This is a genomic window from Streptomyces sp. NPDC058470 (genome assembly GCF_042721055.1).
GTDB lineage: Bacteria > Actinomycetota > Actinomycetes > Streptomycetales > Streptomycetaceae > Streptomyces.
Map to the genome: position 1 here is coordinate 17,787 of NZ_JBHXMF010000005.1, position 26,616 is coordinate 44,402.

Annotated in this window: 14 protein-coding genes; 3 read left to right on the forward strand and 11 right to left on the reverse strand. The window is 69.2% G+C overall.

Annotated features, from left to right (window positions below; translation table 11 throughout):
• Positions 1 to 122: 122 nt before the first annotated feature.
• On the forward strand, positions 123 to 3,950 hold the full coding sequence (locus ACFWP7_RS05075) for a GH92 family glycosyl hydrolase (protein ID WP_384376170.1): 3,828 nt from the start codon (positions 123 to 125) through the stop codon (positions 3,948 to 3,950).
• A 72-nt stretch (positions 3,951 to 4,022) separates the two neighbouring features.
• Here the strand turns inward: ACFWP7_RS05075 and ACFWP7_RS05080 are convergent, their stop codons facing one another.
• The 4 genes from ACFWP7_RS05080 to acnA all read right to left on the reverse strand — a co-directional run bounded on the left by ACFWP7_RS05080 (position 4,023) and on the right by acnA (position 12,900).
• Positions 4,023 to 7,298, reverse strand: coding sequence for a GH92 family glycosyl hydrolase (locus ACFWP7_RS05080; RefSeq protein ID WP_384376173.1), 3,276 nt, complete (start codon positions 7,296 to 7,298; stop codon positions 4,023 to 4,025).
• 490 nt (positions 7,299 to 7,788) lie between these two features.
• Positions 7,789 to 9,429 carry an ATP-binding protein gene (locus ACFWP7_RS05085; protein WP_384376176.1) on the reverse strand — a complete coding sequence of 547 codons (1,641 nt, stop codon included), beginning with the start codon at positions 9,427 to 9,429 and terminating at the stop codon, positions 7,789 to 7,791.
• The gene (locus tag ACFWP7_RS05090) at positions 9,426 to 10,016 is read right to left on the reverse strand and encodes a response regulator transcription factor (protein ID WP_384376179.1); all 591 of its coding nucleotides are present in this window, start codon (positions 10,014 to 10,016) and stop codon (positions 9,426 to 9,428) included. The genes ACFWP7_RS05085 and ACFWP7_RS05090 overlap by 4 nt, the downstream gene beginning before the upstream one ends.
• Positions 10,017 to 10,185: 169 nt before the next feature.
• Complete coding sequence (gene acnA / locus ACFWP7_RS05095) at positions 10,186 to 12,900, reverse strand: aconitate hydratase AcnA (protein ID WP_384376182.1); 2,715 nt, start codon at positions 12,898 to 12,900, stop codon at positions 10,186 to 10,188.
• 252 nt (positions 12,901 to 13,152) lie between these two features.
• Here acnA and ACFWP7_RS05100 point away from each other — a divergent pair, with 252 nt between their 5' ends.
• Together ACFWP7_RS05100 and ACFWP7_RS05105 are read left to right on the forward strand one after the other, a co-directional pair.
• Positions 13,153 to 13,353, forward strand: coding sequence for a DUF4236 domain-containing protein (locus ACFWP7_RS05100; protein ID WP_384376185.1), 201 nt, complete (start codon positions 13,153 to 13,155; stop codon positions 13,351 to 13,353).
• 158 nt (positions 13,354 to 13,511) lie between these two features.
• Positions 13,512 to 15,041 (forward strand): helix-turn-helix domain-containing protein, encoded by a 1,530-nt coding sequence (locus ACFWP7_RS05105; protein ID WP_384376187.1) that lies wholly within the window; start codon positions 13,512 to 13,514, stop codon positions 15,039 to 15,041.
• A gap of 120 nt (positions 15,042 to 15,161) precedes the next feature.
• Here ACFWP7_RS05105 and ACFWP7_RS05110 read toward each other — a convergent pair whose 3' ends face one another.
• The 7 genes from ACFWP7_RS05110 to ACFWP7_RS05140 all read right to left on the reverse strand — a co-directional run bounded on the left by ACFWP7_RS05110 (position 15,162) and on the right by ACFWP7_RS05140 (position 26,569).
• Positions 15,162 to 16,364 (reverse strand): ROK family transcriptional regulator, encoded by a 1,203-nt coding sequence (locus ACFWP7_RS05110; protein WP_384376190.1) that lies wholly within the window; start codon positions 16,362 to 16,364, stop codon positions 15,162 to 15,164.
• A 138-nt stretch (positions 16,365 to 16,502) separates the two neighbouring features.
• Positions 16,503 to 19,601 (reverse strand): alpha-mannosidase, encoded by a 3,099-nt coding sequence (locus ACFWP7_RS05115; protein WP_384376193.1) that lies wholly within the window; start codon positions 19,599 to 19,601, stop codon positions 16,503 to 16,505.
• A complete protein-coding gene (locus ACFWP7_RS05120; RefSeq protein ID WP_384376196.1) occupies positions 19,594 to 21,732 on the reverse strand; it encodes a DUF2264 domain-containing protein in 2,139 nt (712 codons plus the stop codon). The genes ACFWP7_RS05115 and ACFWP7_RS05120 overlap by 8 nt, the downstream gene beginning before the upstream one ends.
• Complete coding sequence (locus ACFWP7_RS05125; RefSeq protein WP_384376199.1) at positions 21,729 to 23,414, reverse strand: ABC transporter substrate-binding protein; 1,686 nt, start codon at positions 23,412 to 23,414, stop codon at positions 21,729 to 21,731. Before ACFWP7_RS05125 ends, ACFWP7_RS05120 begins: the two co-directional genes overlap by 4 nt.
• An 8-nt stretch (positions 23,415 to 23,422) precedes the next feature.
• Positions 23,423 to 24,364 (reverse strand): carbohydrate ABC transporter permease, encoded by a 942-nt coding sequence (locus ACFWP7_RS05130; RefSeq protein WP_384376202.1) that lies wholly within the window; start codon positions 24,362 to 24,364, stop codon positions 23,423 to 23,425.
• Positions 24,361 to 25,338, reverse strand: coding sequence for an ABC transporter permease (locus ACFWP7_RS05135; protein WP_384376205.1), 978 nt, complete (start codon positions 25,336 to 25,338; stop codon positions 24,361 to 24,363). The genes ACFWP7_RS05130 and ACFWP7_RS05135 overlap by 4 nt, the downstream gene beginning before the upstream one ends.
• Before the next feature lie 262 nt (positions 25,339 to 25,600).
• Positions 25,601 to 26,569 (reverse strand): hydroxyacid dehydrogenase, encoded by a 969-nt coding sequence (locus ACFWP7_RS05140; RefSeq protein WP_384376208.1) that lies wholly within the window; start codon positions 26,567 to 26,569, stop codon positions 25,601 to 25,603.
• Positions 26,570 to 26,616: the final 47 nt, after the last annotated feature.

Here is a 26,616-nt window from a genome sequence, read left to right on the forward strand (position 1 = left end):
GTGCGATATTCACCACGGACGCCACATTCAACACCCTTGACATCACTGACAACTTGACTCCCTACTGGTCCTTGCGCAGCGATTCTGACAACGTTGTCCAGGTGTAGGGAGGGTGCTCGGATATGCAGCACGGAGCTCGGTACAGACGGAGTTCTTCGACAGGACACAGATGGAGTTCCGCCACGGCCGTGGGAGTGGCTGCCCTCTCCCTGCTGGTCGCCTCACAGGGCGCGGCGATCGCCCAGCCGGTCCAGGCGGCGGCACCCGACCGTGCGTTCGCGTCCTCCTTCGAGACGGACGACCCGGCCCCGGACTGGCTGAGCACCGTCGACACCGCACCCGACGGGACGAAGCGGTCGTCCGGTGTCGACGGCGGATACAGCTCGGGCATCCCCGGCAATGTGACCGACCAGGTCACCGACGTCCGGGCCAGTGGCGAGAACACGGGCGGGGGTGAGGTGAAGGAGAACCTCGCCGACCTCGAGTCGAGCACCAAGTGGCTGGTCTTCGAGTCCAGCGGCTGGGCGGAGTTCGACCTGAGCGCTCCGGTCAAGGTGGTCACGTACGCGCTGACCTCGGCCAACGACCACGACGAGCGCGACCCCCAGGACTGGACCCTCCAGGGCTCCACGGACGGCAAGGCCTGGAAGACCCTCGACACCCGCACCGGCGAGTCCTTCGCCGAGAGGTTCCAGACAAAGTCGTACGACATCACGAGTCCGGTCGAGTACCAGCACTTCCGCCTCGACATCACCAAGAACCACAGCGGCGACATCCTTCAGCTCGCCGACGTCCAGTTCTCCACGGGCGCGACCGAGGATCCGACGCCCAAGGACATGCTCTCGCTGGTGGACCGCGGCCCGAGCGGCTCCCCGACGGCCAAGGCGGGCGCGGGCTTCACCGGCACGCGGGCCCTGCGGTACGCCGGTACGCACAAGGCGGACGGCCAGGCGTACTCGTACAACAAGGTCTTCGACGTGAACGTGGCCGTCGACCGCAACACGGAGCTGTCGTACAAGATCTTCCCGTCGATGGCGGACGGCGATCTGGACTACGACGCCACCAACGTGGCCGTGGACCTGGTCTTCACGGACGGCACCTATCTGAGCGGCCTCAAGGCCCTGGACCAGCACGGGTTCGCGCTGACACCGCAGGGGCAGGGCGCGTCCCAGGTCCTCTACGTCAACCAGTGGAACAGCGTCTCCTCGCGGATCGGTTCGGTCGCGGCGGGCAAGACGGTGGACCGGATCCTGGTCGGGTACGACTCCCCGAAGGGCCCGGCGAAGTTCCGCGGCTGGCTCGACGACGTGACGCTGAAGACCGTCGCGCCCGAGAAGCCGAAGGCGCATCTCTCCGACTACGCCTCGACCATCCGCGGCACCAACTCCAGCGGCGGCTTCTCGCGCGGCAACAACTTCCCGGCGACGGCCGTCCCGCACGGCTTCAACTTCTGGACGCCGGTGACCAACGCGGGCTCGCTCAGCTGGCTCTACGACTACGCGCGGGCCAACAACGCGGACAACCTGCCCACCATCCAGGCGTTCAGCGCCAGCCATGAGCCGAGCCCCTGGATGGGTGACCGGCAGACCTTCCAGGTGATGCCGTCGGCGGCGTCCGGCACCCCCGACACCGGCCGTGACGCACGCGAGCTCGCCTTCAGCCACGAGAACGAGATCGCGACCCCGTACTACTACGGCGTCACCTTCGAGAACGGTCTCAAGGCCGAGATGGCGCCCACCGACCACGCGGCGGCGCTGCGGTTCACCTATCCCGGTGATGACGCGAGCGTGGTCTTCGACAACGTCACCGACCAGGCCGGGCTGACGCTCGACAAGGAGAACGGGATCGTCACCGGCTACTCGGACGTGAAGTCCGGGCTGTCGACGGGGGCGACACGGCTCTTCGTGTACGGGGTGCTCGACGCGCCGGTGACCGAGGGCGACTCCAGCGGAGTCAAGGGCTACCTGAAGCTCGACGCCGGCGACGACCGGACCGTCACCCTGCGCCTCGCCACCTCACTCATCAGCATCGACCAGGCCAAGGACAACCTGCGCCAGGAGATCCCCGACGGCACGTCCTTCGGGACGGTCAAGGCGCGGGCCCAGCAGCAGTGGGACGACATCCTCGACACGGTCGAGGTCGAGGGCGCGACGCCGGACCAACTGACGACGCTGTACTCCAGCATGTACCGGCTGTACCTGTACCCCAACTCCGGCTTCGAGAAGGTCGGTTCGAAGTACCAGTACGCCTCGCCCTTCTCGCCCATGCCGAACCCGGACACCCCCACCCACACCGGCGCGAAGATCGTCGACGGCAAGGTGTACGTCAACAACGGCTTCTGGGACACCTATCGGACGACCTGGCCGGCCTACTCACTACTGACACCCGATCAGGCGGGTGAGATGGTCGACGGGTTCGTGCAGCAGTACAAGGACGGCGGCTGGACCTCGCGCTGGTCCTCGCCCGGGTACGCGGACCTGATGACCGGTACGTCCTCGGACGTGGCGTTCGCCGACGCGTATGTGAAGGGCGTCGACTTCGACGCGGAGTCGGCGTACGACGCGGCCGTCAAGAACGCGACCGTCGTCCCCCCGTCGTCCGGTGTGGGCCGCAAGGGCATGGACACCTCTCCCTTCCTCGGCTACACGAGTACGGACACGCACGAGGGCCTCTCCTGGGCTCTGGAGGGCTATCTCAACGACTACGGCATCGCCAAGATGGGCGAGGCCCTCTACAAGAAGACCGGCGAGAAGCATTACAAGGAGGAAGCCGCGTACTTCCTCAACCGGGCCCAGGACTATGTGAATCTCTTCGACTCCCAGGCCGGGTTCTTCCAGGGCAAGGACGCGAGCGGCGACTGGCGGGTCGAGTCGTCCGAGTACGACCCGCGCGTGTGGGGCTACGACTACACCGAGACCAATGGGTGGGGATACGCCTTCACGGCGCCGCAGGATTCACAGGGTCTCGCCAATCTGTACGGCGGCCAGAGCGGCTTGGCGGACAAGCTCGACACGTACTTCGCCACACCGGAGACGGCTTCGCCGGAGTTCGTGGGCTCCTACGGCGGGGTCATCCACGAGATGACGGAGGCCCGTGACGTACGGATGGGCCAGTACGGACACTCCAACCAGGTCGCCCACCACGTGAATTACATGTACGACGCGGCGGGCCAGCCCTGGAAGACACAGGAGAATGTGCGCGAGGTCATGTCCCGCCTCTACGTCGGCAGCGATATCGGGCAGGGCTACCACGGCGACGAGGACAACGGCGAACAGTCGGCCTGGTACCTCTTCTCCGCGCTCGGCTTCTACCCGCTGGTGATGGGCAGCGGTGAATACGCCATCGGCTCCCCGCTGTTCACCAAGGCGACCGTCCATCTGGAGAACGGCGAGGACCTCGTCGTCAAGGCTCCGAAGAACAGCACGAAGAACGTGTACGTGCAGGGCCTGAAGGTCAACGGCAAGAAGTGGACGTCGACTTCACTCCCCCACTCGCTCATCTCCAAGGGCGCGGTGCTGGAGTTCGACATGGGTCCGAGGCCGTCCTCCTGGGGTACCGGGAAGAACGCGGCGCCCGTGTCGATCACCAAGGACGACAAGGTGCCCGCGCCGCGCACGGACGCGCTGAAGGGAGCGGGCGCGCTGTTCGACAACACCTCGGCGACGACCGCGAGCGTGACGGCGGTGGAGCTGCCGACGTCCGCCGCCACCAAGGGCGTCCAGTACACGCTGACGTCCTCGGCGGACCACACGACGGCGCCGACCGGCTGGGTCCTCCAGGGCTCGTCCGACGGCACGAAGTGGACCGACCTGGACAAGCGCTCCGGTGAGTCCTTCACCTGGGACAAGCAGACCCGGGCGTTCTCCATCGCGAAACCGGGCTCGTACCCGCACTACCGCCTGGTCCTGACCGGCGAGGCGACGCTGGCAGAGGTGGAACTGCTGGCCTGACGGACCCCCATGGGGAAGGGCGGGCGCGGAGTCTGACTCCACGCCCGCCCTTTCCGTTCTCCGTTCCCGGGGTCAGTTCACCGCGAGGGTGTAGACGTGGAGATCCGTGTTGGCGGGCAGTCGCACGCTCGTGATGGTCTTGCCGGACGGGGCGGCGAAGGGCTTGGTGGCGAAGACGTACGTCTTCACCGGGTCCTTGTCCGCGCCCGCGACGTTGCGGTACGCGGCCACGGCGACGGTCTCGTTGCCGTACTGGACGGTGCCGCCCCCGCCGCCGACGGTCCAGTCGGTGAAGGAGAGGTCGACGAGTTCGGTGCTGCCGTCGGTGTAGGTGACGGTCGCCTTGGTCTGCTGGTTGCCGTTGACCGCGCTGCCGATGAAGGACAACTGGGTTGCGGGCTGGGTGAGTTCGATGGTCTGGCTGGTCGCCGTGGCGTTGTCGGGGCGGCCGGACGGTGAGTCGGGCCAGGTGTAGGTGAGGCCGCCGGACAGCGTGCCCTGGTGGCCGGCGGTCAGCCCCGCGGCGGCGAGGGCCTGGCGGGAGTAGCTCCAGCCGCCGCCGTCGTAGTCGGCCTCGTCATGGTCGCCGACGTCGTCCGAGACGCCGGTGTTGTTGTAGGCGGCGAGGAGGGAGCCGGGAGCGGCGACGGTGAGGGACACCGGCTGCTCGTAGGAGGTGTCGGCCGATGTCACCGTGACCTTGACGTCGTAGAAGCCCTGCGTGGCGTCCGAGGCGGCGGACAGGGTGATCGCCTGTGTGCCGTCGACCACCGTTCCCTCGGCGGGCGTTGCCGTCACACCGGCCGGCACGTCCACGGTGAAGCGGACCTCGGGGCCGGTGCCACCGCTCAGGGCGAGGGCGCGGATGTCGAGCTTCGTGCTGCCGCCGGGCGCGAGCGTGGCCGTGGTGGGGCCCACGCCGATCTGGTAGGGCTGCTCACCCTCACGGAAGGACGGCGGGGCGGCTGCCTCACTGCTGCCCCACTGCTTGTTGGGGGTAGCACCCAGTGTGTAGTCGAGCGTGCCGCCGTTGCGGACGAAGGACGCCGGGAGCCAGGCGCGGTCGCTGGTATGGCCGTTGACCTTCAGCGACTGCACGTACGGGGTGTCGGCGGACGCGCCCGTCGCACGGATCTTGATGTCGGCGCCGCCCGGGCGGTCGATCTCGACCCTCGGGAACAGCGGTGAGGACAGGGTGAGTTCGGCGCGGGAGGGCACCTGGGGGTACATGCCGAGCGCGGAGAAGACGTACCAGGACGACATGGCGCCGAGGTCGTCGTTGCCGGGGATGCCGCCAGGCCCGGTCGACCAGAGCTGGTTCATGGCCGCGCGGACGGTCTCCTGCGTCTTGTAGGGCTCGCCCGCGTAGGCGTACAGGTAGGGCACGTTGATCGACGGCTCGTTGTCGAGTTCCGACTTGTCGCCGCCGCTGCCCGTGAACGCCCAGCTGCCGTCGGCGTTGTGGAAGAAGGTGTCCAGCCGGTCCAGGGCCGCGTCCTTGCCGCCCATGGCCGCGAAGAGGCCTGCCGGGTTGTGCTGCACCATCCAGGTGTACTGGGCCGCCGTACCCTCGACGAAGCCGTTGCCGGTCGCCGGGGTGAAGCCGGTGACCCAGCTGCCGTCCGCCTTGCGGTTGGCGATGTAGCCGCCCGTCGGGTCGGCGGCGATGTTGAAGTTGTTCTGCCACCACTGGGAGCGGGTGGCGAACTCGGCCGCCGTCTCCTTCTCCCCTGCCGCCGTGGCCAGTTGGGAGATCGCGAAGTCGGCGCCGGACATCTCCAGGGTTTCGGCGGCGCCGCCCCAGGCGTTGGACACGGACGGCATGTAGTTCTGTTCGAGGTACTTGTCGAGGGACGGCCGCTGGCCCACCGAGAGGACCGGCTTGCCCGCGGACGAGAGGTCCTGCTCGGTCGGTACGGTCGCCGCCTTCACCAGCGAGTCGAGGGCGCCGTCCAGATCGAAGTTCGTGCCTCCGAAAGCCCGGATGCCGGCGAGAGCGGTCGGTGAGGGGTCACCGTTCATGACGTGCGTGCCGCTCGCCCCGTGCAGCCAGCGGTCCCAGATCCCGCCGTTCTGCCCAGCCAGTTCGAACAGCGACTGCGCGATGTCGGAGCCGGTGTCCGGGCTGACCAGGGTCAGCAGCTGGACCTGCGAGCGGTAGACGTCCCAGCCGGAGAAGGTGCCGTACTGGGCCTTGTGGCCCCGGCTCACGGTGTGGACCTTGTCGTCGCTGCCTCTGTATCTGCGGTCGGCGTCACTGATGACGTTCGGGTGCAGGAGGGCGTGGTAGAGCGCGGTGTAGAAGGTGGTGCGCTCGGCGTCGGTGCCGCCGCCGACCTTGATCGTGTCGAGCTGGTCGCGCCAGGCCCGGTGGGCGGCGTCCTTGACCGAGGCGAAGGAGCGGGACGGCGGGTTCTCGGCCGCGAGGTTGGCCTTGGCGCCGGCCTGACTGACGTACGAGATACCGACCTTGACGTTCACCGGGCCGGTGCCGGGCTCGAACTCCACGTAGCCGCCCGCGCCCTTGCCCGCGACCGGACGGCCGCCGGTGGCGAATCCTCCGGTGCCGCCGCTCGCCTCCGTGGACCCCGGGTTCAGCTTGTCGTCCTGCCAGGTGCCTGTCGCCTTGAAGTCACGGTCGAAGGTGGCCGTGAAGTAGAGGGTGTAGTAGGCGCGTTGGCCCGCGGGGTCGAGGTATCCGCAGAAGTCCCCGGAGGTGACGGAGCCGGTGACCGTGCGGGTCGCCGGGTCGATCTTGACGTCCGAAGTCGTCGAGCCCACTTCGGAGTTGGCGGTGCGGATCAGCAGCGAGGCGGGCTTGTCGGCGGGGTAGGTGAACTGGCCCGAGCCCGTGCGTGTGGTCGCCGTGAGGTCGGCGGTGACTCCGGAGGCGAGGCCCACCTTGTAGTGGCCGGGCTCGGCGCTCTCGTCGGCGTGCGTGAAGTCGGCGGCGTACACCGCGTCCTTGGTGTCGCTCGCCGGCGAGGAGGTGACCTCGCCCGCGTACGGGAAGAACGGGATGTCCCCGCTGCCGCCCGCGCAGCCCGTGCCGGACATGTGGGTGAGGCTGAAGCCGCGGATGCGGGTGGCGTCGTACTGGTAGCCGCCGGGCGCGGCCGTGCTGGTGGCGCTGCCGCGGGTGTTCTCGGGGCTCCAGGAGAGCATGCCGAAGGGCACGACGGCGCCGGGGAAGACGTTGCCGAGGTTCTTGGTGCCGATGAGTGGGTCGACGTAGGCGGTGGGGTCCCGGACGAGGTCCGGTGCGGGGGCGCTGGCGGCCACCGCGGGGGTGATCCCACCGGCCGCCAGGGCGACGGCCAGCAGGATGGATGACGGACGGAAACGCATGACGCGGCCCCTCCTCCTTCGGACGGGTCGCGCACCACAGGTCGCACAAGCCGCTCGGACAGTAACGTGCGCCACGCCTACCACGGAAGAGCGCGTACGGACCGGGGGGCTCGCCCGGCTCGCCACCCCGACGGCTCAGCACGCGCGCCGGCGCTCGTCAAGTGGCTTGACATCGTTGTCCGTTGACGCGGTAGAGTCATGCACATACCAATAGACAACGTTGTCGCGCACCACGATCGATACAAGCCACGTACAAAGCATGGGCAAGTCACGCTCGTGCGACGTAAGAAGTGACTGACGCACGAAGCGACACCCGCAGAGCCATGCAAAACCACGCAGAGCCATGCGGAGCCACGCACCGACCCGGGCCAGGTATTCCCCCATACCCTGCCCGGGCTCGCGGACCGGGCGAGTCCCGAAAAGCCCACCCGGTCCGCCCTGAGCGACACACCGTTGGCTACGCAAGCCTCCCGCTCACGAGCCCGTCCACCTACGACCGGCCGTGCGCGGACGACTCCGGAGCGACGATTTTGGCCACATCCGAAGAGAACGGAGCGAGCGGGTTCGGCAGGGCGGAAGGGAGTCGGGCGATCGGATCCGACCCGGCCGTGACCAGCGCCGGCCGGCCCACGGTCGGCAGGAAGATCGCGAACTCCGTGTGCCCCGGCTCGCTCCGAACCTCGATCAGGCCGCCGTGCGCCGCCGTGATGGCCTCGACGATGGCGAGCCCCAGTCCGGAACCGCCGTCCGCCGGGCCGCTGCGGGCGCGGGAGACGTCGCCCCGGGTGAACCGTTCGAAGACGGTGGGAAGCAGGTGCGACGGGATGCCCGGGCCGTCGTCGCGGACGCGGACCACGCAGTGCGCCTCCGCGGCCTCCACCGAGGCGATGACCGTGGTGCCAACAGGCGTGTGCATACGGGCGTTGGCCAACAGGTTGGCCAACACCTGATGCAGTCGGGCCTCGTCCCCGAGGACGAGGGCCGGGGAGTCGAGGAGCAGCCCCAGCTGCCAGTGATGACTGTCCCCCGCCGCCCGCGCGTCCCACACCGCCTCCGCGACGAGCGCAGCGAGGTCCACCTCGGCCGACTCAAGGGGCCGCCCCTCGTCGAGCCGGGCGAGCAGCAACAGGCCCTCGACGAGTCCGGTCATCCGCGCCGACTCGGCGGAGACCCGCCGCCAGGCCAGCGTGGGTTCGATCCGCTCGGTGCCGCGGTTCATCAGTTCCGCGTATCCGGCGATCGACGCGAGTGGCGTACGGAGTTCGTGGCTGGCGTCCGACAGGAAGCGGCGCATGCGTTCCTCGCTGCGCCGGCGTTCGGTGAGCGAGGACTCGACGTGGTCGATCATGCGGTTGAGGGCGGCGCCGACCTGGCCGGCCTCGCTGCCGGGGTCGGTGTCCCGCTCCGGCACGCGGATGAGACCGGCGACCTGGCCGTGCCCCAGCGGGGCACGCGAGACCTCGACGGCGGTCGCGGCGACCCGGCCGAGCGGACGCAGTTGACGTCTGATGACAACGGCGCAGACACAGCCGGCGACGACGAGTCCGGCGGCCGCCACCACGGCCTCGACCAGGACCAGAGCGCTGATCATCTCCTGTACGTCGTCCATCGGGAGGCCGGTGAGGACGGGGCGCCCGTCGCCGTCAATGGCGGTGACCCGGTAGGTGCCGAGGCCGGGGACGGTCCGGGTGTGCAGCGAGCCGTCGGGGTCGAGCCCTTCGAGAGCGGCGCGCTGGTCGGCGGTGAGCGGCTTCTCCTCGCCGGCGCCGGTCACGACCTCGGCAGCGAGGACGTTCCCTTTGTCATCGAGCCGGGCGGCGACCGTGCCGACGGCCTGTCCTTGCTCCCTGAGGAAACCGAGGTCCGTGTCCGTGCCCGGTCCGACCTGGGCCCCGCCCTCGCTGCGCTCGGCGGCGTTCCTGACGCGCTGGTCGAGGTTGCCGAGCAGGTAGGCGTGCTGCGCGAGGACCGTGGTGAGGGCCATGGCCACGCACACGGCGATGAGTGTGGCGCTGATGAACACGAGGAGCCGGGTGCGCAGGGACCGCCCTTGCAGCCGCCTCCACAGCGACCGCTCCGGCGGGCCTGCCCGCAGCGACGAGTCCGGTATCCGTTCCCGTGCGGCCGTCATCTGCTCTCCTCCGCCGGCCTGATGGCGTAGCCCACCCCGCGCACGGTGTGGATCATGGGCGTACGGCCCTTGTCGATCTTCCGGCGGAGGCAGGAGATGTACAGCTCGACCAGGTTTCCGTCGCCGTCGAAGGGGCTGTTCCACACCCGGTACAGGATCCGGGCCTTGCTCAGCACCTGGCGCGGGTGGCTCAGCAGCAGGCTGAGCAGGTCGAACTCCTTGGCGGTGAGCCGGACGGGCCTGCCGTCGCGGTGCACCTCTCGGGTGTCCTCGCTCAGCATCAGGTCGCCGAGGATGCGTGCGGGCCGCTCGGACCTGTGGGTGTGCGCGCCGGAGCGCCGCAGCGGTCCGCGCAGCCGCAGGACGCCCTCTTCTGGCGAGCAGGGCTGCGTCATGTCGGGCAGCATCCCGTCGGGCACGGCGGCGTGCGGGGCGCAGCCGCGCGCCGCACGCAACGCGCTCTCCCCGTCGGCCGCCGGGGAGGGCCGCCGGCCGGCCTCCGTGACGGCCACGGAGAGCAGTTCCGTGAGGCCGGGTTCGTCATCGACGATCGGCACGCGCACACGGTCGCTTCGGGTGCCAGACATGTGACGATCCTGTCCCGGTCTGCTGGGGGAATCCTGTGTTCCGCCTGAGATGAGCCCATGTCCCCAAGTCGTGATACGGGGGAAATGACAGCGGGCCGCACCCCCGTTTCCAGGGATGCGGCCCTCAACTACCTTGCTGTACCGCTTACTTGACCGCTTACTTAGCGGCTTACTTGCGGATCAGGCTGCGCAGCACGTACTGCAGGATGCCGCCGTTGCGGTAGTAGTCGGCCTCGCCGGGGGTGTCGATGCGGACGACCGCGTCGAACTCCACGCCGGTGTCGGTGGTGACCTTGACCGTACGGGGGGTGGTGCCGTCGTTCAGCTCGGTGATGCCGGCGAAGGAGAAGGCCTCCTCGCCGGTGAGGCCGAGAGTCTGGGCGGACTGGCCCGCCGGGTACTGCAGCGGGATGACGCCCATGCCGATGAGGTTCGAGCGGTGGATGCGCTCGTAGGACTCGGCGATGACGGCCTTGACGCCGAGCAGCGCGGTGCCCTTGGCGGCCCAGTCGCGGGACGAGCCCGAGCCGTACTCCTTGCCGGCCAGGATGACCAGCGGGGTGCCCTGCTCGATGTAGTTGCGCGAGGCGTCGTAGATGAAGGCGACGGGGGCGCCCTCGGCGGTGAAGTCGCGGGTGTAGCCGCCCTCGGTGCCCGGCGCGATCTGGTTGCGCAGGCGGATGTTGGCGAAGGTGCCGCGGATCATGACCTCGTGGTTGCCACGGCGCGAGCCGTAGGAGTTGAAGTCACGCCGCTCGATGCCGTGCTCGGTGAGGTACTTGCCCGCCGGGGTGTCGGCCTTGATCGCGCCGGCCGGGGAGATGTGGTCGGTGGTGACCGAGTCGCCCAGCTTGGCGAGGACGCGGGCACCGGTGATGTCGGTGACCGGCGACGGCTCGTGCGCCATGCCCTCGAAGTACGGGGGCTTGCGGACGTAGGTGGACTGCGGGTCCCACTCGAAGGTGTTGCCGGTCGGGATCTCCAGCGCCTGCCACTGGGCGTCACCCGCGAAGACGTCGGCGTAGGACTTGTTGAACATGTCCTCGCCGATGGCGTTCGCCACGACGTCGTTGACCTCGGCCTCGGTCGGCCAGATGTCTTCCAGGTAGACCGGCTTGCCGTCCTGGTCGGTGCCCAGGGCGTCCTTGGTGATGTCCACCTTCATGGAGCCCGCGAGCGCGTACGCGACGACCAGCGGCGGGGAGGCCAGGTAGTTCATCTTGACGTCGGGGTTGATCCGGCCCTCGAAGTTGCGGTTGCCGGAGAGCACCGCGGCGACGGCCAGGTCGTGCTCGTTGACCGCCTTGGAGACCTCCTCGGGCAGCGGGCCCGAGTTGCCGATGCAGGTGGTGCAGCCGTAGCCGACGAGGTTGAAGCCGACCTTGTCGAGGTAGGGGGTGAGCCCCGCCTTGTCGAAGTAGTCGGTGACGACCTTGGAGCCCGGGGCGAGGGTGGTCTTGACCCACGGCTTGCGGGTCAGGCCCTTCTCCACGGCCTTCTTCGCGACGAGCGCGGCGGCGACCATGACGTACGGGTTCGAGGTGTTGGTGCAGGAGGTGATCGCGGCGACGGTGACGGCGCCGTGGTCGATCTCGTACGTCGAACCGTCCGGCGCCGTGACCGTGGTCGGGCGGGTCGGTACGCCGTTGGCGCTGGCCGGAGCGTCGGAGGCCGGGAAGGACTCCTTGCCCGCCTCGTCGTCGTCCTCGACGTAGTTGCGGACGTCCTGCGCGAACTGCTGCGCGGCGTTCGCGAGGACGATCCGGTCCTGCGGGCGCTTGGGTCCGGCGATCGACGGGACGACCGTGGAGAGGTCGAGCTCCAGCTTCTCGGAGAAGTCGGGCTCGGCGGCCGGGTCGAGCCAGAGGCCCTGCTCCTTGGCGTACGCCTCGACCAGCGCGAGCTGCTGGGCGTCGCGGCCCGTCAGCTTCAGGTACTTGATGGTCTCGTCGTCGATCGGGAAGATCGCGGCGGTGGAGCCGAACTCCGGCGACATGTTGCCGATGGTGGCGCGGTTCGCGAGGGAGGTGGCGGCGACGCCCTCGCCGTAGAACTCGACGAACTTGCCGACGACGCCGTGCTTGCGCAGCATCTCGGTGATCGTGAGCACCAGGTCGGTGGCGGTGGTGCCGGGCGTGAGCTCACCGATGAGCTTGAAGCCGACGACGCGCGGGATGAGCATCGAGACCGGCTGGCCGAGCATCGCGGCCTCGGCCTCGATACCGCCGACGCCCCAGCCCAGGACGCCCAGGCCGTTGACCATCGTGGTGTGCGAGTCGGTGCCGACGAGGGTGTCGGGGTAGGCCTGGCCGCCGCGGACCATGACCGTACGGGCCAGGTGCTCGATGTTGACCTGGTGGACGATGCCGGTGCCCGGGGGGACGACCTTGAACTCGTCGAAGGCGGTCTGGCCCCAGCGCAGGAACTGGTAGCGCTCCTTGTTGCGGCCGTACTCCAGCTCGACGTTCTGCGCGAAGGCTTCGTTCGTGCCGAACTTGTCGGCGATCACCGAGTGGTCGATGACCAGCTCGGCCGGCGCCAGCGGGTTGATCTTCGCCGGGTCACCGCCGAGCTCCTTGACGGCCTCACGCATGGTGGCGAGGTCCACGACACAGGGCACGCCGGTGAAGTCCTGCATGATCACGCGGGCGGGCGTGAACTGGATCTCCTGGCTGGGCTGCGCCTGGGAGTCCCAGTTGCCGATGGACCGGATGTGGTCGGCGGTGATGTTCGCGCCGTCCTCGGTGCGGAGGAGGTTCTCCAGCAGCACCTTCAGGCTGTACGGAAGGCGAGCCGAGCCTTCCACCTTGTCCAGCCGGAAGATCTCGTACGACTCGTCGCCCACCTGCAGCGTGCTGCGGGCGTCGAAGCTGTTCGCCGACACGACAGTCTCCTTCATGCATATATGTGCGCTTGCTACCGCATCCTGCCGCCACGGCGTCTCGACGATCCGCTAAGGTAAGGCTAAGTTAGGCATGCCTTACTGGAATGGCGGCTTTCGGTGCGCCTCGGCAGATATCTCGATGTCGAGATAACTCTAGTACATGGGCGTGGGCTGGTCATGCCCGGCCTCTTTCGGGGTACCCGCTGTCAACCGGGAACCACCCGGCGTAACCGCCACAAAGAGGGGGCACCCATGCCGCTCACGTTCCGCAAGAGTTTCCGAATCTTTCCCGGAGTGCGGCTGAACATCAACCGCAAGTCGATGTCCATCACCACCGGCGAAGGTCACGGACCCCGGCACACCCGCAGCACCACCGGACGCCGGACCACCTCGCAGAACCTGCCGGGCCCCTTCGGGTGGCGGCGCACCAGGCGGACCAAGCAGGACAGCTGACGGTCGGGCCGCCGGCAGCAGGGTCGACGCCGGGGCGACGGAGCGCGCACGTCGGCGGGCAGGGGGTCAACTCCCCCTCCCCCGGCCCGTGCTGAGGGCGACACTCGGATGGGCGCGCTCCGTTTCTCTTTATCTCACAAGAGATATACGGTCGCGCCATGGCAGACGACTACCTCGTACGCATCGGCAAGCTCATCCGTGACGCCCGGCAGCACCGGGGCTGGACACAGTCGCAACTTGCCGAGGCGCTCGGCACCAGTCAGAGTGCCGTCAATCGCATCGAGCGCGGCAACCAAAACATCAGCCTTGAGATGATCGCCCGAATCGGTGAAGCCCTGGACAGTGAGATCGTCTCGCTGGGCTACGCGGGTCCGATGCATCTGCGCGTGGTCGGCGGACGTCGTCTGTCCGGTTCGATCGACGTCAAGACCAGTAAGAACGCGTGTGTGGCGCTGCTGTGCGCGACGCTGCTCAACAAGGGGCGCACGGTGCTCCGCCGGGTCGCCCGGATCGAAGAGGTGTACCGCCTTCTGGAGGTACTCGGTTCGATCGGCGTGCGCACCCGCTGGATCAACGACGGGGTCGACCTGGAGATCGTGCCCCCGAGCGAGCTGGACATGGAGGCGATCGACGCCGCTGCCGCCGTGCGTACGCGGTCCATCATCATGTTCCTCGGGCCGCTGCTGCACAGGATGGACAGCTTCAAGCTGCCGTACGCGGGCGGTTGCGACCTGGGCACGCGGACGATCGAGCCGCACATGATCGCGCTGCGCCGCTTCGGCCTTGACATCGCCGCCACCGAGGGGATCTACCACGCGCAGGTGGACCGCTCCGTCTCCCCCGGCCGCCCGATCGTGCTGACCGAGCGCGGCGACACGGTGACCGAGAACGCGCTGCTCGCCGCCGCCCGCCACGACGGCGTGACCGTCATCCGTAACGCCTCCTCCAACTACATGGTCCAGGACCTGTGCTTCTTCCTGGAGGCCCTGGGCGTACGGGTCGAGGGCATCGGCACCACGACGCTCACCGTGCACGGCGTACCGAACATCGACGTGGACGTCGACTACTTCCCGTCCGAGGACCCGGTCGAGGCGATGAGCCTGCTGGCCGCCGCGGTGGTCACCGAGTCCGAGCTGACGGTGTGCCGGGTGCCGATCGAGTTCCTGGAGATCGAGCTCGCGGTGCTTGAGGAGATGGGCCTCGATCACGACCGTACGGCCGAGTACTTCGCGGACAACGGCCGTACGCGCCTGATCGACCTCACCGTGCGGCCCTCCAAGCTGGAGGCGCCGATCGACAAGATCCACCCGATGCCCTTCCCCGGCCTGAACATCGACAACGTCCCGTTCTTCGCGGCCATCGCGGCCTCCGCGCAGGGCAAGACGCTGATCCACGACTGGGTCTACGACAACCGGGCGATCTACCTGACGGACCTCAACCGCCTCGGCGGCCGGCTCCAACTCCTCGACCCGCACCGGGTCCTGGTGGAGGGCCCGACCCGCTGGCGCGCCGCCGAGATGATGTGCCCGCCCGCACTGCGCCCCGCGGTGGTCGTCCTGCTGGCCATGATGGCGGCCGACGGCACCTCCGTCCTGCGGAACGTGTACGTCATCAACCGGGGCTACGAGGACCTGGCCGAGCGGCTCAACTCGATCGGCGCGCAGATCGAGACGTTCCGGGACATCTGATCGGCCGACGCCGTTCAGCGGCTGCTCCCGCGCTGCCCCGTGATCTCCGGGGCGGGGCGGGCTCGATGCCGTTCAGCGGCTGACCTCCTGCTGCCCCGTCGCCTACGGGGCAGCAGGGGTTCAGCCCAGCAGCAGCGACCTGGGCTGGGCGGAGAGCGCGCGGTCCAGGACCAGAGAGGCCGCTCCCACGGCGGCGACCTTCTCGCCCAGCGTGGTCGAGACGACCGTCGTCGGATGGGTGGCCCGCACGAACGGGGACTGGGCGACCATCGGCTCGATGGTCGCCAGGAGCCGGTCGGCCAGCAACTGCCAGGTCGGTCCGCCGAAGACGACGGTGTCGACGTCCAGGAGCGTCGCCGCGGCGCAGACGCCCCGGCCGATCCGGATCGCCAGGCGCTCGATGATGCCGTCCGCCTGTCTCTCCCCGTCGGCGGCGAGCGCCGCCAACCGCTCCAGACCGCGCTGGGCGTCGGCCGGATTCGTCACCGTGTACTCGGCGCCGAGCACGCCCAGGGCGATGGCCTCCTCGACGAGCGTCCGTGTCGAGCAGGCCGCGCCGAGTCCGCCGACCTCGCCCGCGTTTCCGGAGACGCCGCGCAGCACGGTGTCGTCCACCACGAGCCCCATCCCGGATCCGGTGCCGAGGTAGAAGAAGAGCAGGTTGCGGCTGTCGTTGGCCGCTCCGGTCCAGCGCTCGGCGACGGCGGCGGCCGTGACGTCCTTGTCGAGGAGTGCCGGGAAGCCGGTCGCCTCACTGAGCTTGTCGCGCAGCGGGTAACGACCCCAGCCGCGCAGCTCGGGAGGGTCGACGACCCAGCCTGCGGCCGCGTCGATGGGCCCGGGCGCGGCGATCCCCAGGCCCAGTATCCGCTCACGGTCGGCGCCCGACTCCGCCACGATCGCGGACACCGAGGCGGCCATGTCCGCGACGGTCCCATCGGTGTCGCCGCCACTGGGTGTTCCTTCGCTGCGCTGCGCCACGACCGTACCGAGCAGATCCACCAGGACGCAGGTGATGACCGCGGGGTCGAGGTGTACTCCCAGCGCGTAGCGGGATGCCGGGACGATTTCCAGGAGGGTACGGGGTTTCCCGCTGCCCGAGCTCTGCTTCCCCGACTCCCGCGCCACTCCCTGGTCGAGCAGCCGGCGGGTGATGTTCGAGACGGTCTGCGCGGACAGTCCGGTGGCCTGGGCCAGTTCCACCCGGCTCAGCCCTGTGGGGTGGCGGCGAATGGCGTCGAGGATCACCGACTCGTTGAAGTCACCGACGCGCGGCAGGTTGGTGCCGCGCCGGATCATGGACTTTCTGGTGCCCGCCGTCATGCTCGTCAACGTACTTCTCCCTGCCTCGGGCAGCGGCATCCTGCATCCGCCCCTCCGACGCATCCCATGAGTGGAACCCTATGACATACCTGTGTTTCCCCGGGCGGATCTTGCCCGTTCCGGGCAGCCGCGCACGGATCAGGCACTTTCGGTCCTTTCGCGGGCCGGGCGCAGGCGTAGCGTACGGATCTGGAAGGGCCTGAGCCTGAGGTCGGTGGACGTCTCGCCGGGCACGAGTGCCAGCTCCCGTTCCGGCTGCTCCAGCAGGTCGCAGTCGAATACGGTGGCAAGCGCGAACGTCGCGGACAGACGCGCCGAGGTCGCTCCTCCGCACGCCTCGTACAGGCGGACCACGACATCACCGCTGCGGTCGTCCGCGAGCTTGACCGACTCGACCAGCACATCGGCGGTGTCGAGTGCGACCAGAGCCTGAGCCTCGGCCAGTGCGGGCCGCAGGGGCAGGTTCAACGCGTAGCCCCCGGCGATCGCCTCCTCGATCCCGGCACCGGCGAGCAGCGCGTAGCTGAAGCTGTGTTTGCCGCGGTCGGCCTGCGGGTCGGGGCTGTGCGGCGCCCGGAGCAGGGAGAGCCGCACCGTCGTGGTGGTGCCGCCGCTCCCCCGTGTGTCGCGGCGTACATCGTGACCGTAGGTGGAGTCGGTGAGCAGGGCCGCGCCCCAGTGCCGCTCGCCCACGTGCACCCAACGGTGCGCCCACAGTTCGAAGCGCGCCGCGTCCCAGCTGGTGTTCTCGTGCGTGGGCCGCTGCACATGCCCGAACTGGATCTCGGCGCTTTCCCGTTCGGCGTGCACGTCGAGCGGCCAGGCCGCCTTCAGTACGGTGTCGCGCTCCTGCCAGTCGATGTCGTTGCGGACGGTCACCTGCCGGCTCTCGGCGGCGAGCTCGATGTGCTGGACGAACCGGGAGGATCCGTGGACGCGCTCGACCCGCACCGCCGCCAGCAGCGGACCGTCGTCCACGAGCGTCACCGACTCGGCCTCGTCCAGGTCGCGCACGGTGTCGCGGTAGTACGAGTCGAGGTTCCACGCCGACCACAGATTGGGGTCGTCGGGGTGGAGTTGGAGGAGGTTGCCGACGGCGCCCGGAGCGATCGCCTCCCGCTTCGCGGTGTGGTCGTAGACAGAAGTGAGCAGGCCGCGCCGGTCGACGACGACGGTCAACACCCCGTTGCCGAGGACGAATCCACCGTCCTTCGCCTCGGCTGTGACAGCCTCCCGGGGCTCCTTCACGGTGCCGCCCGAGGCGAGGGGGCCGACCTCGGCGAGGACGGCGGTACGGCCGTCCGACAGGCGCTGCCCACCGGCGAATTCAGGGACGGCCACCACCTCGCGGCGCGCCAACGGCCCGGCGTTGAGGAGCGCGGGCCCGCCGGGCAGGTGGCCGACCACGTCGGCGATCACCGTCTCGAGTTCGGCGTGGATCTCCGCGTACTCGCGCTCGGCCTGCCGGTGCACCCAGGCGATGGACGAGCCCGGCAGAATGTCGTGGAACTGGTTGAGCAGGACGCGCCGCCACAGCGATTCCAGACGCTCGTACGGGTACGGTGCGTCGGCCTGGACGGCGGCGGTGGCGGCCCAGAGTTCGGCCTCGCGCAGCAGTGCCTCGCTGCGCCGGTTGCCGCGCTTGGTGCGGGCCTGGCTCGTGTAGGTGCCGCGGTGGTTCTCCAAATACAACTCGCCACGCCATACGGGGAGTTCGTCGCGCTCGGCACGGGCCGCCGCGAAGAACGCGTCGGGCGACTCGATCACGACCCTGGGTGAGCCTTCGAGGTCGCGCAGGCGGCGTGCCTTCTCCAGCATCGAGCGGGTGGGACCGCCACCGCCGTCACCGTGGCCGAACGGGGCCAACGAACGGGTGGCCACCCCCTTGTCCGCGAAGTTGCTTTCCGCGTGGGCGAGTTCACGTGCCGTGAGGGACGCGACGTAACTGTCGACGGGCGGGAAGTGGGTGAAGATCCGTGTTCCGTCGATGCCTTCCCAGGCGAAGGTGTGGTGCGGCAGGCGGTTCGTCTCGTTCCACGAGAGCTTCTGGGTGAGGAACCACTTGGCGCCGGCCAGCTTGGCGAGCTGGGGGTAGGCGGCGGTGTACCCGAACGAGTCGGGCAGCCACACGCCGTGCTGCTCGACACCGAACTCCTCGGCGAAGAACCGGCGCCCGTACACCAGTTGGCGGGCCAGCGCCTCGCCGCCGGGGAGATTGCCGTCGGCCTCGACCCACATCCCGCCGACGGGCACCCAGTTGCCGTCGGCCGCCGCCTTCTTCATCCGGGCGAAGATCTCCGGCCGCTGCTCCTTCATCCACGCGTACTGCTGCGCCGAGGAGCAGGCGAACACCAGCTCGGGGTACTCCTGCGCCAGGGTGGTCATGTTGGTGAAGGTGCGCGCGCACTTGCGCACGGTCTCCCGGACCGGCCACAGCCAGGCCGAGTCGATGTGGGCGTGGCCGACCGCGGCGATCGTGTGCGCGGAGGCGTGCGCGGGCCGGGACAGCGCATCGGCCAGGAGGCCCCGGGCCGCTGCCGCGGTGTTCGCCACGTCGGTCGGGTCGACGGCGCCGGCGGCCCGGCGCAGGGCATGGAGGATCTCGTGGCGTCGGGAGGAGCCCAGCGGAAGCTCGTGCATCAACTCCTCGAGCACCTCGATGTCGTGGATGAGATGCCATACGTCGTCCTCGCGCACCGCGATCTCGGCCTGTTCGAGCCGGTAGATGTGCGCGGTGCCTGCCGTCTCCGGCGAACCGTGGTGGATGTGCAGGCCGGCGCTGGCGACGATCGGCGGGTTGGCGGCCAGCTCCATCAGCAGGTCGACCCGGTCGCCACCGGTGGCGGAGTCGGCAAGCAGCACGCTGCGGCTGTACGGGTGCAGCCCCTGCATCGGCGAGCCCTGGGCGTCGTGGACCAGACCCTCCGCCTGGCCGCCCGGTCCCTTGGTCAGGTCGAAGCCCAGGTCGAAGACAGCCTCGACGCGGCGCCCCGACCACTCCTCGGGGATCTCCGCGCTCGCCCGCATCCAGGTGGTCGCCCAGGGGCCGCCCCAGGTGGAGCCGAGCGTGAACGGCTCATAGGCGGCGTGCAGCGCCTCGGCCACGGGGACCGGTTCGCCGTCGACGTACCACGCACTCAGGTCGAGAGGGCGCGCGGCGCTGTAGAGGGCGGGGCGGACGACCCGGTCCAGCAGCTTGCGGATCCGGTCCTCGATGATCCGGCGGTCGTCATGCACGGTGCTGGTCCTTCCAGGGGTCGTACGCGGAGCCGGGTGCGGGCAGTCGGATCGTGTCCTGTACGCCGTCCGGCCAGGTCACGTCCGCGAGCAGGGTGGTGCCGTGGGCGTGGGTGGTGACCTGGGGCAGGGCGACGGGATCGGCGCCGCCGAGGTGGATCAGGGCAACGTGGACGGTGCCGTGGGCGACAGGGCCCTCCGTCTCCACGACGGGGGTGGCGGATGCGGCACCTAGGGCATTGCTGTCGGTGCCGACCACCACGGACCCGCTGGGCAGTTGATGCGCGCCGACGATGGCGGAGACCAGCCCGTCGGTGCCCGCGAGACGAGCGGTGGCGCCGTCTGCTGTGCCGAACACGGACTCACCACCGACGGCACCGTCCGTCACACCGGACACGGACTCACCACCGACGACACCGTCCGTCACACCGGACACGGACTCACCACCAACGACACCGTCCGTCACACCGGACACGGACTCACCACCAACGACGCCGACCACCGCGCCGAACGCAGACTGCGGATCGACGGCCAACGCCCAACCGCCGACGCGCAGGACGTGTTCGGCCGGTTCGTCACCAGGGGCGGGGTCGACGCGTACGGCCCGTACCTCGACCGATCCGCGCAGCGCGGAGCCGACGGTGATCCAGGGGCCGAGCGTGTAGCGGGAGTTGGGGCCGCCGAACGGATCCCAGGTCGCGTCCTGGGGCCAGTGCGCACGGGAGCGCGAGACGGCGGTGGCGCCGTCCAGTGAGACCCGGGTCGCCGGACGCCGATGGGAGGCGCGTCCCGCCCTGTCCAGCAGGACGACCGCGTTGTCGAGCGGGTCGGCGTCCGCGCAGGCGCCGACGCCCTCGGTGGGATCGCCCGGGGTCTCGGGCGCGGTGTGCGTCGAGTAGGCGAAGCGCGCGTAGCAGGGGTCGTCCGCGTGCGGGCGTGCCGGGTCGGCATGGTCCCCGCCGTGGTGGACGACGCGGACGACACCGTCGGCGGCGGTGCCGGAGACGAGCCAGCCGGGCCCGGCCAACACCCGGGTGAAATCGGTCCGTTCGACGGCGAGGGGGATCTCCTCCTCGGTCCACACCGGGTGGTCGGGCGGCAGGGCGAGACCGATGAAGCCCTTGCTCGCCCAGTACGGCGAGGCGGGCCCCGAGTACACCTGGAGGATGCCGCGGAAGGGCCGGTGCCAGCCCAGGGTGAGCAGGCCCGCTTCGTCGGTGGCCCCGTGACCGGTGAAGTGGTCGAGCATCCGGTTCGCGACCGCCCGGGTCTCCCCCGGTGCGAGCGGTGTGGCGTCGAACAGGGCGCCGGTCCACAGCGGGGCGAGCGCGGCGTGCCGGTAGGTGAGCGAGCGGCCCTGGATGAGCGGCGAGCCGTTCGCGCCGACCAGGAGCCGCTGGTCTTCCAGGAAGCGGCGCAGCCGGGTCCGGTAGCGGTCGAGGAGCCCGCTGGGTGCGGCGTCGCCGAGGATGCGGCAGAACCACAGCGGGTACAGGTGCATGGCCCAGCCGTTGTAGTGGTCGAAGTTGCGGTGTTCGCCGCCGGTGAGCCCGTCGGAGTACCAGCCGTCGCCCGCGTACCAGCCGTCGGTCAGCGCGATCACACGGTCGAGGTCCTGCTGGCGCCACTCCCCTCCGGCGGTGCGGGCGAACGCTTCGGTGACCCCCTGGAACCAGACCCAGTTGTTGCCGGGCATCGGGTCGCCGACCATCGGGGCGAGCCAGTCGAGGACGTGCTGTCTGACCTTGTCGTCGAGGCGGTCCCAGATCCAGGGCCGGGTCTCGTGCAGCGCGAGCGCGATGGACGCGGCCTCGACCTTGGCCTGGTTGCACTCGGAGAAGGTCGGCCAGCGCTCCGGGTTCTTCGGGTCGGTGCCGGCGGCCAGGCCGGCCGCGTACCACTCGGCGAGGCCGTGCGGGTCCTCCCCGCCCGCTCCGGCGAGCCGGAAGCCGGCCAGCAGGAACGTGCGGGCGAAGCCTTCGAGCCCGTCGCTGCGCACGCCGCTGTGGCTCGGCACGCCAGGCAGCTGCACCAGGGCGTTTCCTGCGGTGGCGTACGGCCGTACGGCGAGCAGCAGTTGGTCGGCGGTCCGCTCCCAGTGGGCGCGGTCCTCGGCGGGGGTACGGGTCATGAGTTCCGGGTCTCCCATGCCTGTTCGAACTCGCGGCGGATCTGGTCGCCTGCTTCCCTGCGCCAGTTCTTCATCGCGTCATCCCACTCACTCAGCGGGACGCGCCCCTGCATGATGCCCTTGCGGGTGTCGTCCAGGAGGGTGCCGAACAGCTTGGACTTCTTGGAGTCGGTCGGCGAGTACAGCGGCTCGGCGGGGTTCGGGATCAGCACCTCGACGGCTTCCTTCTGGAAGGCGTACTGGTTGTGCACGATGTCCGGTTTGGCCGGGTAGTACAGCGTGAACGGTGCGTCCGTCGCGAAGATGGTCGGCAGCGTGGCCTCGGCCTGGCCCTGCGGGGTGAGGACGGGGTCGGTGCCCTGCAGGGTGTGGTCGGGTCCCTGGACACCGTACTTGCGCTGTAGGTAGGCGTCGGTCCCGAAGGGGGCGGCGAGCGCGTTCATCGCGCGCAGGATCTGCTGGATACGGGACTTGGACGCCTTCTTGATGATGAGCGTGGCGTAGTTGGCCGAGCCCTGCCACTGACCGCCCTCGCCGCCGTCGAAGCCCGGAGCCATCATGTAACCGAGGTCGAAGCCCTCCGTGGCCGGGGCGAAGTTGGTGTAGTAGTCGTTCCACGCGGCGGGGGCATCGGGGTTCATGACGGTCTGTCCGCTGCCGAACCACTCCTTCGCCTTGCCGAGCACGCTGTACATGTCCGGGTGCATCACGCCGGCCTTGGTGAGCTGGTTGACCGCGTCCAGGGACTGCTTGGCCTCCTCGGTCTCGTAGTACCAGGTGAACTTGCCGTTTTCCTCACGCCAGTTGTTGGGGGCTCTCAGCATCTGCATCACGAAGTTCCAGGCGGTGATGCTGTCGCCCATGGCGTACTGGTTGGCCTTCGGATCCGTGACGTCCTTGCAGAGCTGGAAGAACTCGGCCCAGCTCTTCGGATTCGGGTCGAGTCCCCGCTTCTCGATGAGGTCGAGCCGGGTGTAGTTGGGGCCTCCGGAGAGCGGGCGGGGCATGGGCAGCGCGTAGATACCGCCGTTGCGCACGCAGGGCGCCCAGGAGGCGGAGGGGATGTTGGCCAGGTACGGGTAGTCCCGGATGTTGTCACCGGACAGATACGGCGTGAGGTCCTCGAAGAGGGTGTCCAGCATGTCCGGCGTGGCCGCCGAGTTCTGGTCCGGCCTGAGCATCAGCATCGCGTCGGGCAGATCGCCGCCCGCGATCGTCACGGCGAACTTGGGCGGGTAGTCGCCGACCGGTGTGATCGCGAAGTTGAGGTCGCAGCCCACGCTGTCGTTCAGGTTCTGCCACAGGACGTTGCGTCCCTCCGGCGGCGGCACCGGGTTGAAGATCAGCGTCATGATGTCGATGCCGGGCCCCTTGGCGGGCGGGCCGTCCGGGAAGGCCTTGACGGGGTCGGCCGGGTAGTTCAGATAGCCGGGCGCGACACCGTCCGCGGTGGCCGGCATCGACGTCGTCACGCCCTTGTAGGGGATGTAAGTGGGCAGCTGGGCCTGGGCGTTGGCGTCCCGCCCGGTGGCAAGGCGGTAGTCCCCGCAGCCGGCCAGGGTCAGGCCCGCCGTGACGCCGACGGCGGAGGCGAGAAAGCCGCGACGGCTCAGTGCTGGGCGTGGCAGTGACTGCAGTAGTTGCAGTGGCTGCGGTGGCTGCGGTGGCTGCGGTGGCTTCATCGGACTGTTCATCCCTTCACCGCCCCGATCATTACGCCCTTGTTCATGTGCCGCTGCAGGAAGGGGTAGATGACCACGATGGGCACGATCGACAGAACCAGGATCGCCGCCTGCAGCGACTGGGCCGGCGGCAGCGGCGCCCCGGCCGCGACATCCACCTGACCGCCGCTGAGCTGCGCGTTGTTGACGACGTACGTCCGCAGCACCAGCTGCATGGGCCACTTCGACGCGTCGTTGATGTACAGCAGGGCGTTGAAGAACGCGTTCCAGTACGTCACCGCGTAGAACAGGCCGATGACGGCGACCGAGGCCTTGGACAGCGGAAGCACGATCCTCGTGAGGATGTTCAGCTCGGACGCGCCGTCGATGCGGGCCGAGTCGATGAGCTCCTTGGGGACGCTCATGAAGAAGGAGCGCAGCACGATCACGTTGAACGCGTTGATCATGGTGGGCAGGATCAGCGACCAGTAACTGTTGATCAGACCCAGCTGCTTGACCATCAGATAGCTGGGAATGACGCCCGGCACGAACAGCATGGACATCAGCAGCATGAGCAGCACGGGCTTGTGCCCGAAGGAGCCGGGCCTGCTGAGGCCGTAGGCCAGCATGATGGACGAGACCAGGCTGAGGGCGGTGCCGACGACGGTGATCCCGACGCTGACCAGCATGGCCTTGGAGACGATCCCGCCGTTGAGCAGTGCCTGGTAGGCGGTGAGGGTGGGGTGGTCGGGCCACAGGACGTAGCCGCCCGCCTTGGTGACCTCGGCGGAGTCGGCGAGCGAGGTCGAGACGATCGCCACGAACGGCAGCACGACGAGGGTCACGCAGAGCAGCAGGATCAGCGACTTGACGGAGCGCCAGGGCAGCGAGCCCGGGGTCTCCCCGGGGACGGCGCTGTAGGCGCGGCGCGGTCCGCGGCGCCCGGGACGGGCCGGCGAGAGCGTTGTCATGACCGGTAGACACCTTCTTCCCCGAAGAGATGGGCGATCTTGTTGGCGCCCAGTACGAGCACCACACCGACCATGCCCTTGACGAGACCGACGGCGGCGCTGACGCCCCAGTCCCCGGCGATCAGGCCGTGGTTGTAGACGTAGGTGTCCAGCACCTCGCTGTTGTCCAGGCCGACGCCGGTCTGCTGGAGCAGAATCTGCTCGAAGCCGACGGACAGCGTGTCGCCGAGCCGGAGGATCAGCAGCAGGATCACCAGGCCGCGCAGCGCCGGCAGGGTCACGTGCCAGGTCTGCCGCAGGCGGCTGGCGCCGTCCATCGCGGCGGCCTCGTAGAGGTTGGTGTCGACGCGGGAGAGGGCGGCGAGGAAGAGGATCGTGCCCCAGCCGGTGTCCTTCCAGATGACCTGCGAGGTCAGCAACGACTTGAACAGCTCGGGATTGCCGATGATGTTCCAGGTGCCCATGTCGTGGGCCTGTAGAAACAGATTGACCATGCCGCTGCCGCCCAGCAGCTGTTGGAAGAGGGAGACGACAACGACCCAGGACAGGAAGTGCGGCAGGTACAGCACGTTCTGCACCCACTTCTTGACGCGTTCGCTGACCAGGCTGTTGAGGGCGAGCGCGAGGAGGATCGGCGCGGGGAAGACGAACACGACCTGGATCAGGGTGAGTTCGAGGGTGTTGACCAGCGCGTGCAGGAACTGCTCGTCGCCGTTGAACAGGACGTCGAAGTTCTTCAGCCCGCTCCACGGGCTGTGCATGATGCCGATGTAGGGCTGGTAGTCCTGGAACGCGATGACGTTGCCGAGCAGCGGGATGTACTGGAACAGCAGCAGCACCACGATCCCCGGTATCAGGAACCAGAACAGGGCCATGTCGCGGCGGCGGCGAGGACGCGGTGACCGCGGATGTCCCTTGCCCGGCGGCCCACCTTCCTCGGCCGGACGAGCGGCCGAATGCTGATGCGTTGTCATGATGGGAAGCCCTTTCGCCGTGAGACGGGCGTTGTCCGGCCATCCCCCGGGAACCGGCAGAAGTATGTAAATCCAATCGATTGGCTAACGTCAATGCTTCCGACAGGTAAATTCTCGCGGCGTCTTTCCTGGGCGGTCGGGATCCGCCGCAGCGGGGAGTAAGCGCTTGCACAAACCGCCTGGTTGCGCCGTTCGAGAAGCACGGGTACGGCCGGTGCGGCGCGGTAATCCGCGCTCGCCCGGTTGGTTGTGTGCGGCTCGCTCAGGCCAGGTGCGTGAGCGCCTGACGGGTGACCTCGCCGAGCAGCGGCTCACCCGCGGCCCATCGCTCGACCTCCGCGACCGCGTACTGTCCGAGCCTTCGCACCTCACGCCCCTGTGCACCGGCGATGTGCGGCGTGACCAGGACGTTGGGCATGGTGAGGAGTGGGTGGCCGGGCGGCAGGGGTTCGGGATCGGTCACGTCGAGATACGCCTCAAGGCGGCCGGACGCGCATGCGCGGGTCAGGGCCTCCGTGTCGACGATGGCGCCCCGCGCCGTGTTGATGAGCACACCACCGTCAGGGATGAGCCCCAGCATCCCGGCGTCCACCAGGCCGGTCGTCTCCGGCAAGAGCGGAGCGTGGACGCTCACCACCGCCGATCGACGGCACAGTTCGGCGAGTTCAACCCGTTCCGCGCCCAGGAGGCGTGCCTCCTCGTCGGTCACGTACGGGTCGCTCAGCAGCAGCCGGTGGCCCGCGTCGGACCGGCGCAGGCCGGCCAGCACCCCGCGGCCGATGCGCGAGGCGCCGACGATGCCCACCGTGCTGCCGTCGGCGCCCGAACGGCTGCCGAACGCCGGCCAGCCCGCTGCGTAGCCGGCCGCCATGGTCAGGGTGCGCCGCGCGGCGAGCGTGATGAGGGCCAGCGTGTAGGAGACCACGGGGCCGGCGTTGGCGTCGGCCGCCGACGACACGACGATGCCCCGTTCCCACACCGCGTCGCTCACCAGCGACTTGACACTGCCCGCAGCATGCATCACGGCGCGCAGGCGGGGTGCGCGGGCCAGGACGTCGGCCGTGAGGCGAGGGCAGCCCCAGCCGCTGATCAGGATCTCCGCCTCGGCGAGCGCGGCGGGAAACGTGCCCGACGGAGCCGGAGGCACCGGATCGGGGGCGAGCCGGACACGCGCGGAGAGCCGTCGGCGCAGCGCTGCGGGCAGCACCTGATCGGCAACGGCGGGGTCCATGACGCACACCGCCTTGAGCAGATCCGGGCGGTCGGAGCGGTCAGGGC

Bases quoted from the DNA above. Each gene is read 5' to 3' on its own strand.
- ACFWP7_RS05075 (WP_384376170.1), top strand. From the start codon at position 123: ATGCAGCACGGAGCTCGGTACAGACGGAGTTCTTCGACAGGACACAGA.
- ACFWP7_RS05080 (WP_384376173.1), bottom strand. From the start codon at position 7,298: ATGCGTTTCCGTCCGTCATCCATCCTGCTGGCCGTCGCCCTGGCGGCC.
- ACFWP7_RS05085 (WP_384376176.1), bottom strand. From the start codon at position 9,429: ATGACGGCCGCACGGGAACGGATACCGGACTCGTCGCTGCGGGCAGGC.
- ACFWP7_RS05090 (WP_384376179.1), bottom strand. From the start codon at position 10,016: ATGTCTGGCACCCGAAGCGACCGTGTGCGCGTGCCGATCGTCGATGAC.
- ACFWP7_RS05100 (WP_384376185.1), top strand. From the start codon at position 13,153: ATGCCGCTCACGTTCCGCAAGAGTTTCCGAATCTTTCCCGGAGTGCGG.
- ACFWP7_RS05105 (WP_384376187.1), top strand. From the start codon at position 13,512: ATGGCAGACGACTACCTCGTACGCATCGGCAAGCTCATCCGTGACGCC.
- ACFWP7_RS05110 (WP_384376190.1), bottom strand. From the start codon at position 16,364: ATGACGGCGGGCACCAGAAAGTCCATGATCCGGCGCGGCACCAACCTG.
- ACFWP7_RS05120 (WP_384376196.1), bottom strand. From the start codon at position 21,732: ATGACCCGTACCCCCGCCGAGGACCGCGCCCACTGGGAGCGGACCGCC.
- ACFWP7_RS05125 (WP_384376199.1), bottom strand. From the start codon at position 23,414: ATGAAGCCACCGCAGCCACCGCAGCCACCGCAGCCACTGCAACTACTG.
- ACFWP7_RS05130 (WP_384376202.1), bottom strand. From the start codon at position 24,364: ATGACAACGCTCTCGCCGGCCCGTCCCGGGCGCCGCGGACCGCGCCGC.
- ACFWP7_RS05135 (WP_384376205.1), bottom strand. From the start codon at position 25,338: ATGACAACGCATCAGCATTCGGCCGCTCGTCCGGCCGAGGAAGGTGGG.
- ACFWP7_RS05140 (WP_384376208.1), bottom strand. From the start codon at position 26,569: ATGGACCCCGCCGTTGCCGATCAGGTGCTGCCCGCAGCGCTGCGCCGA.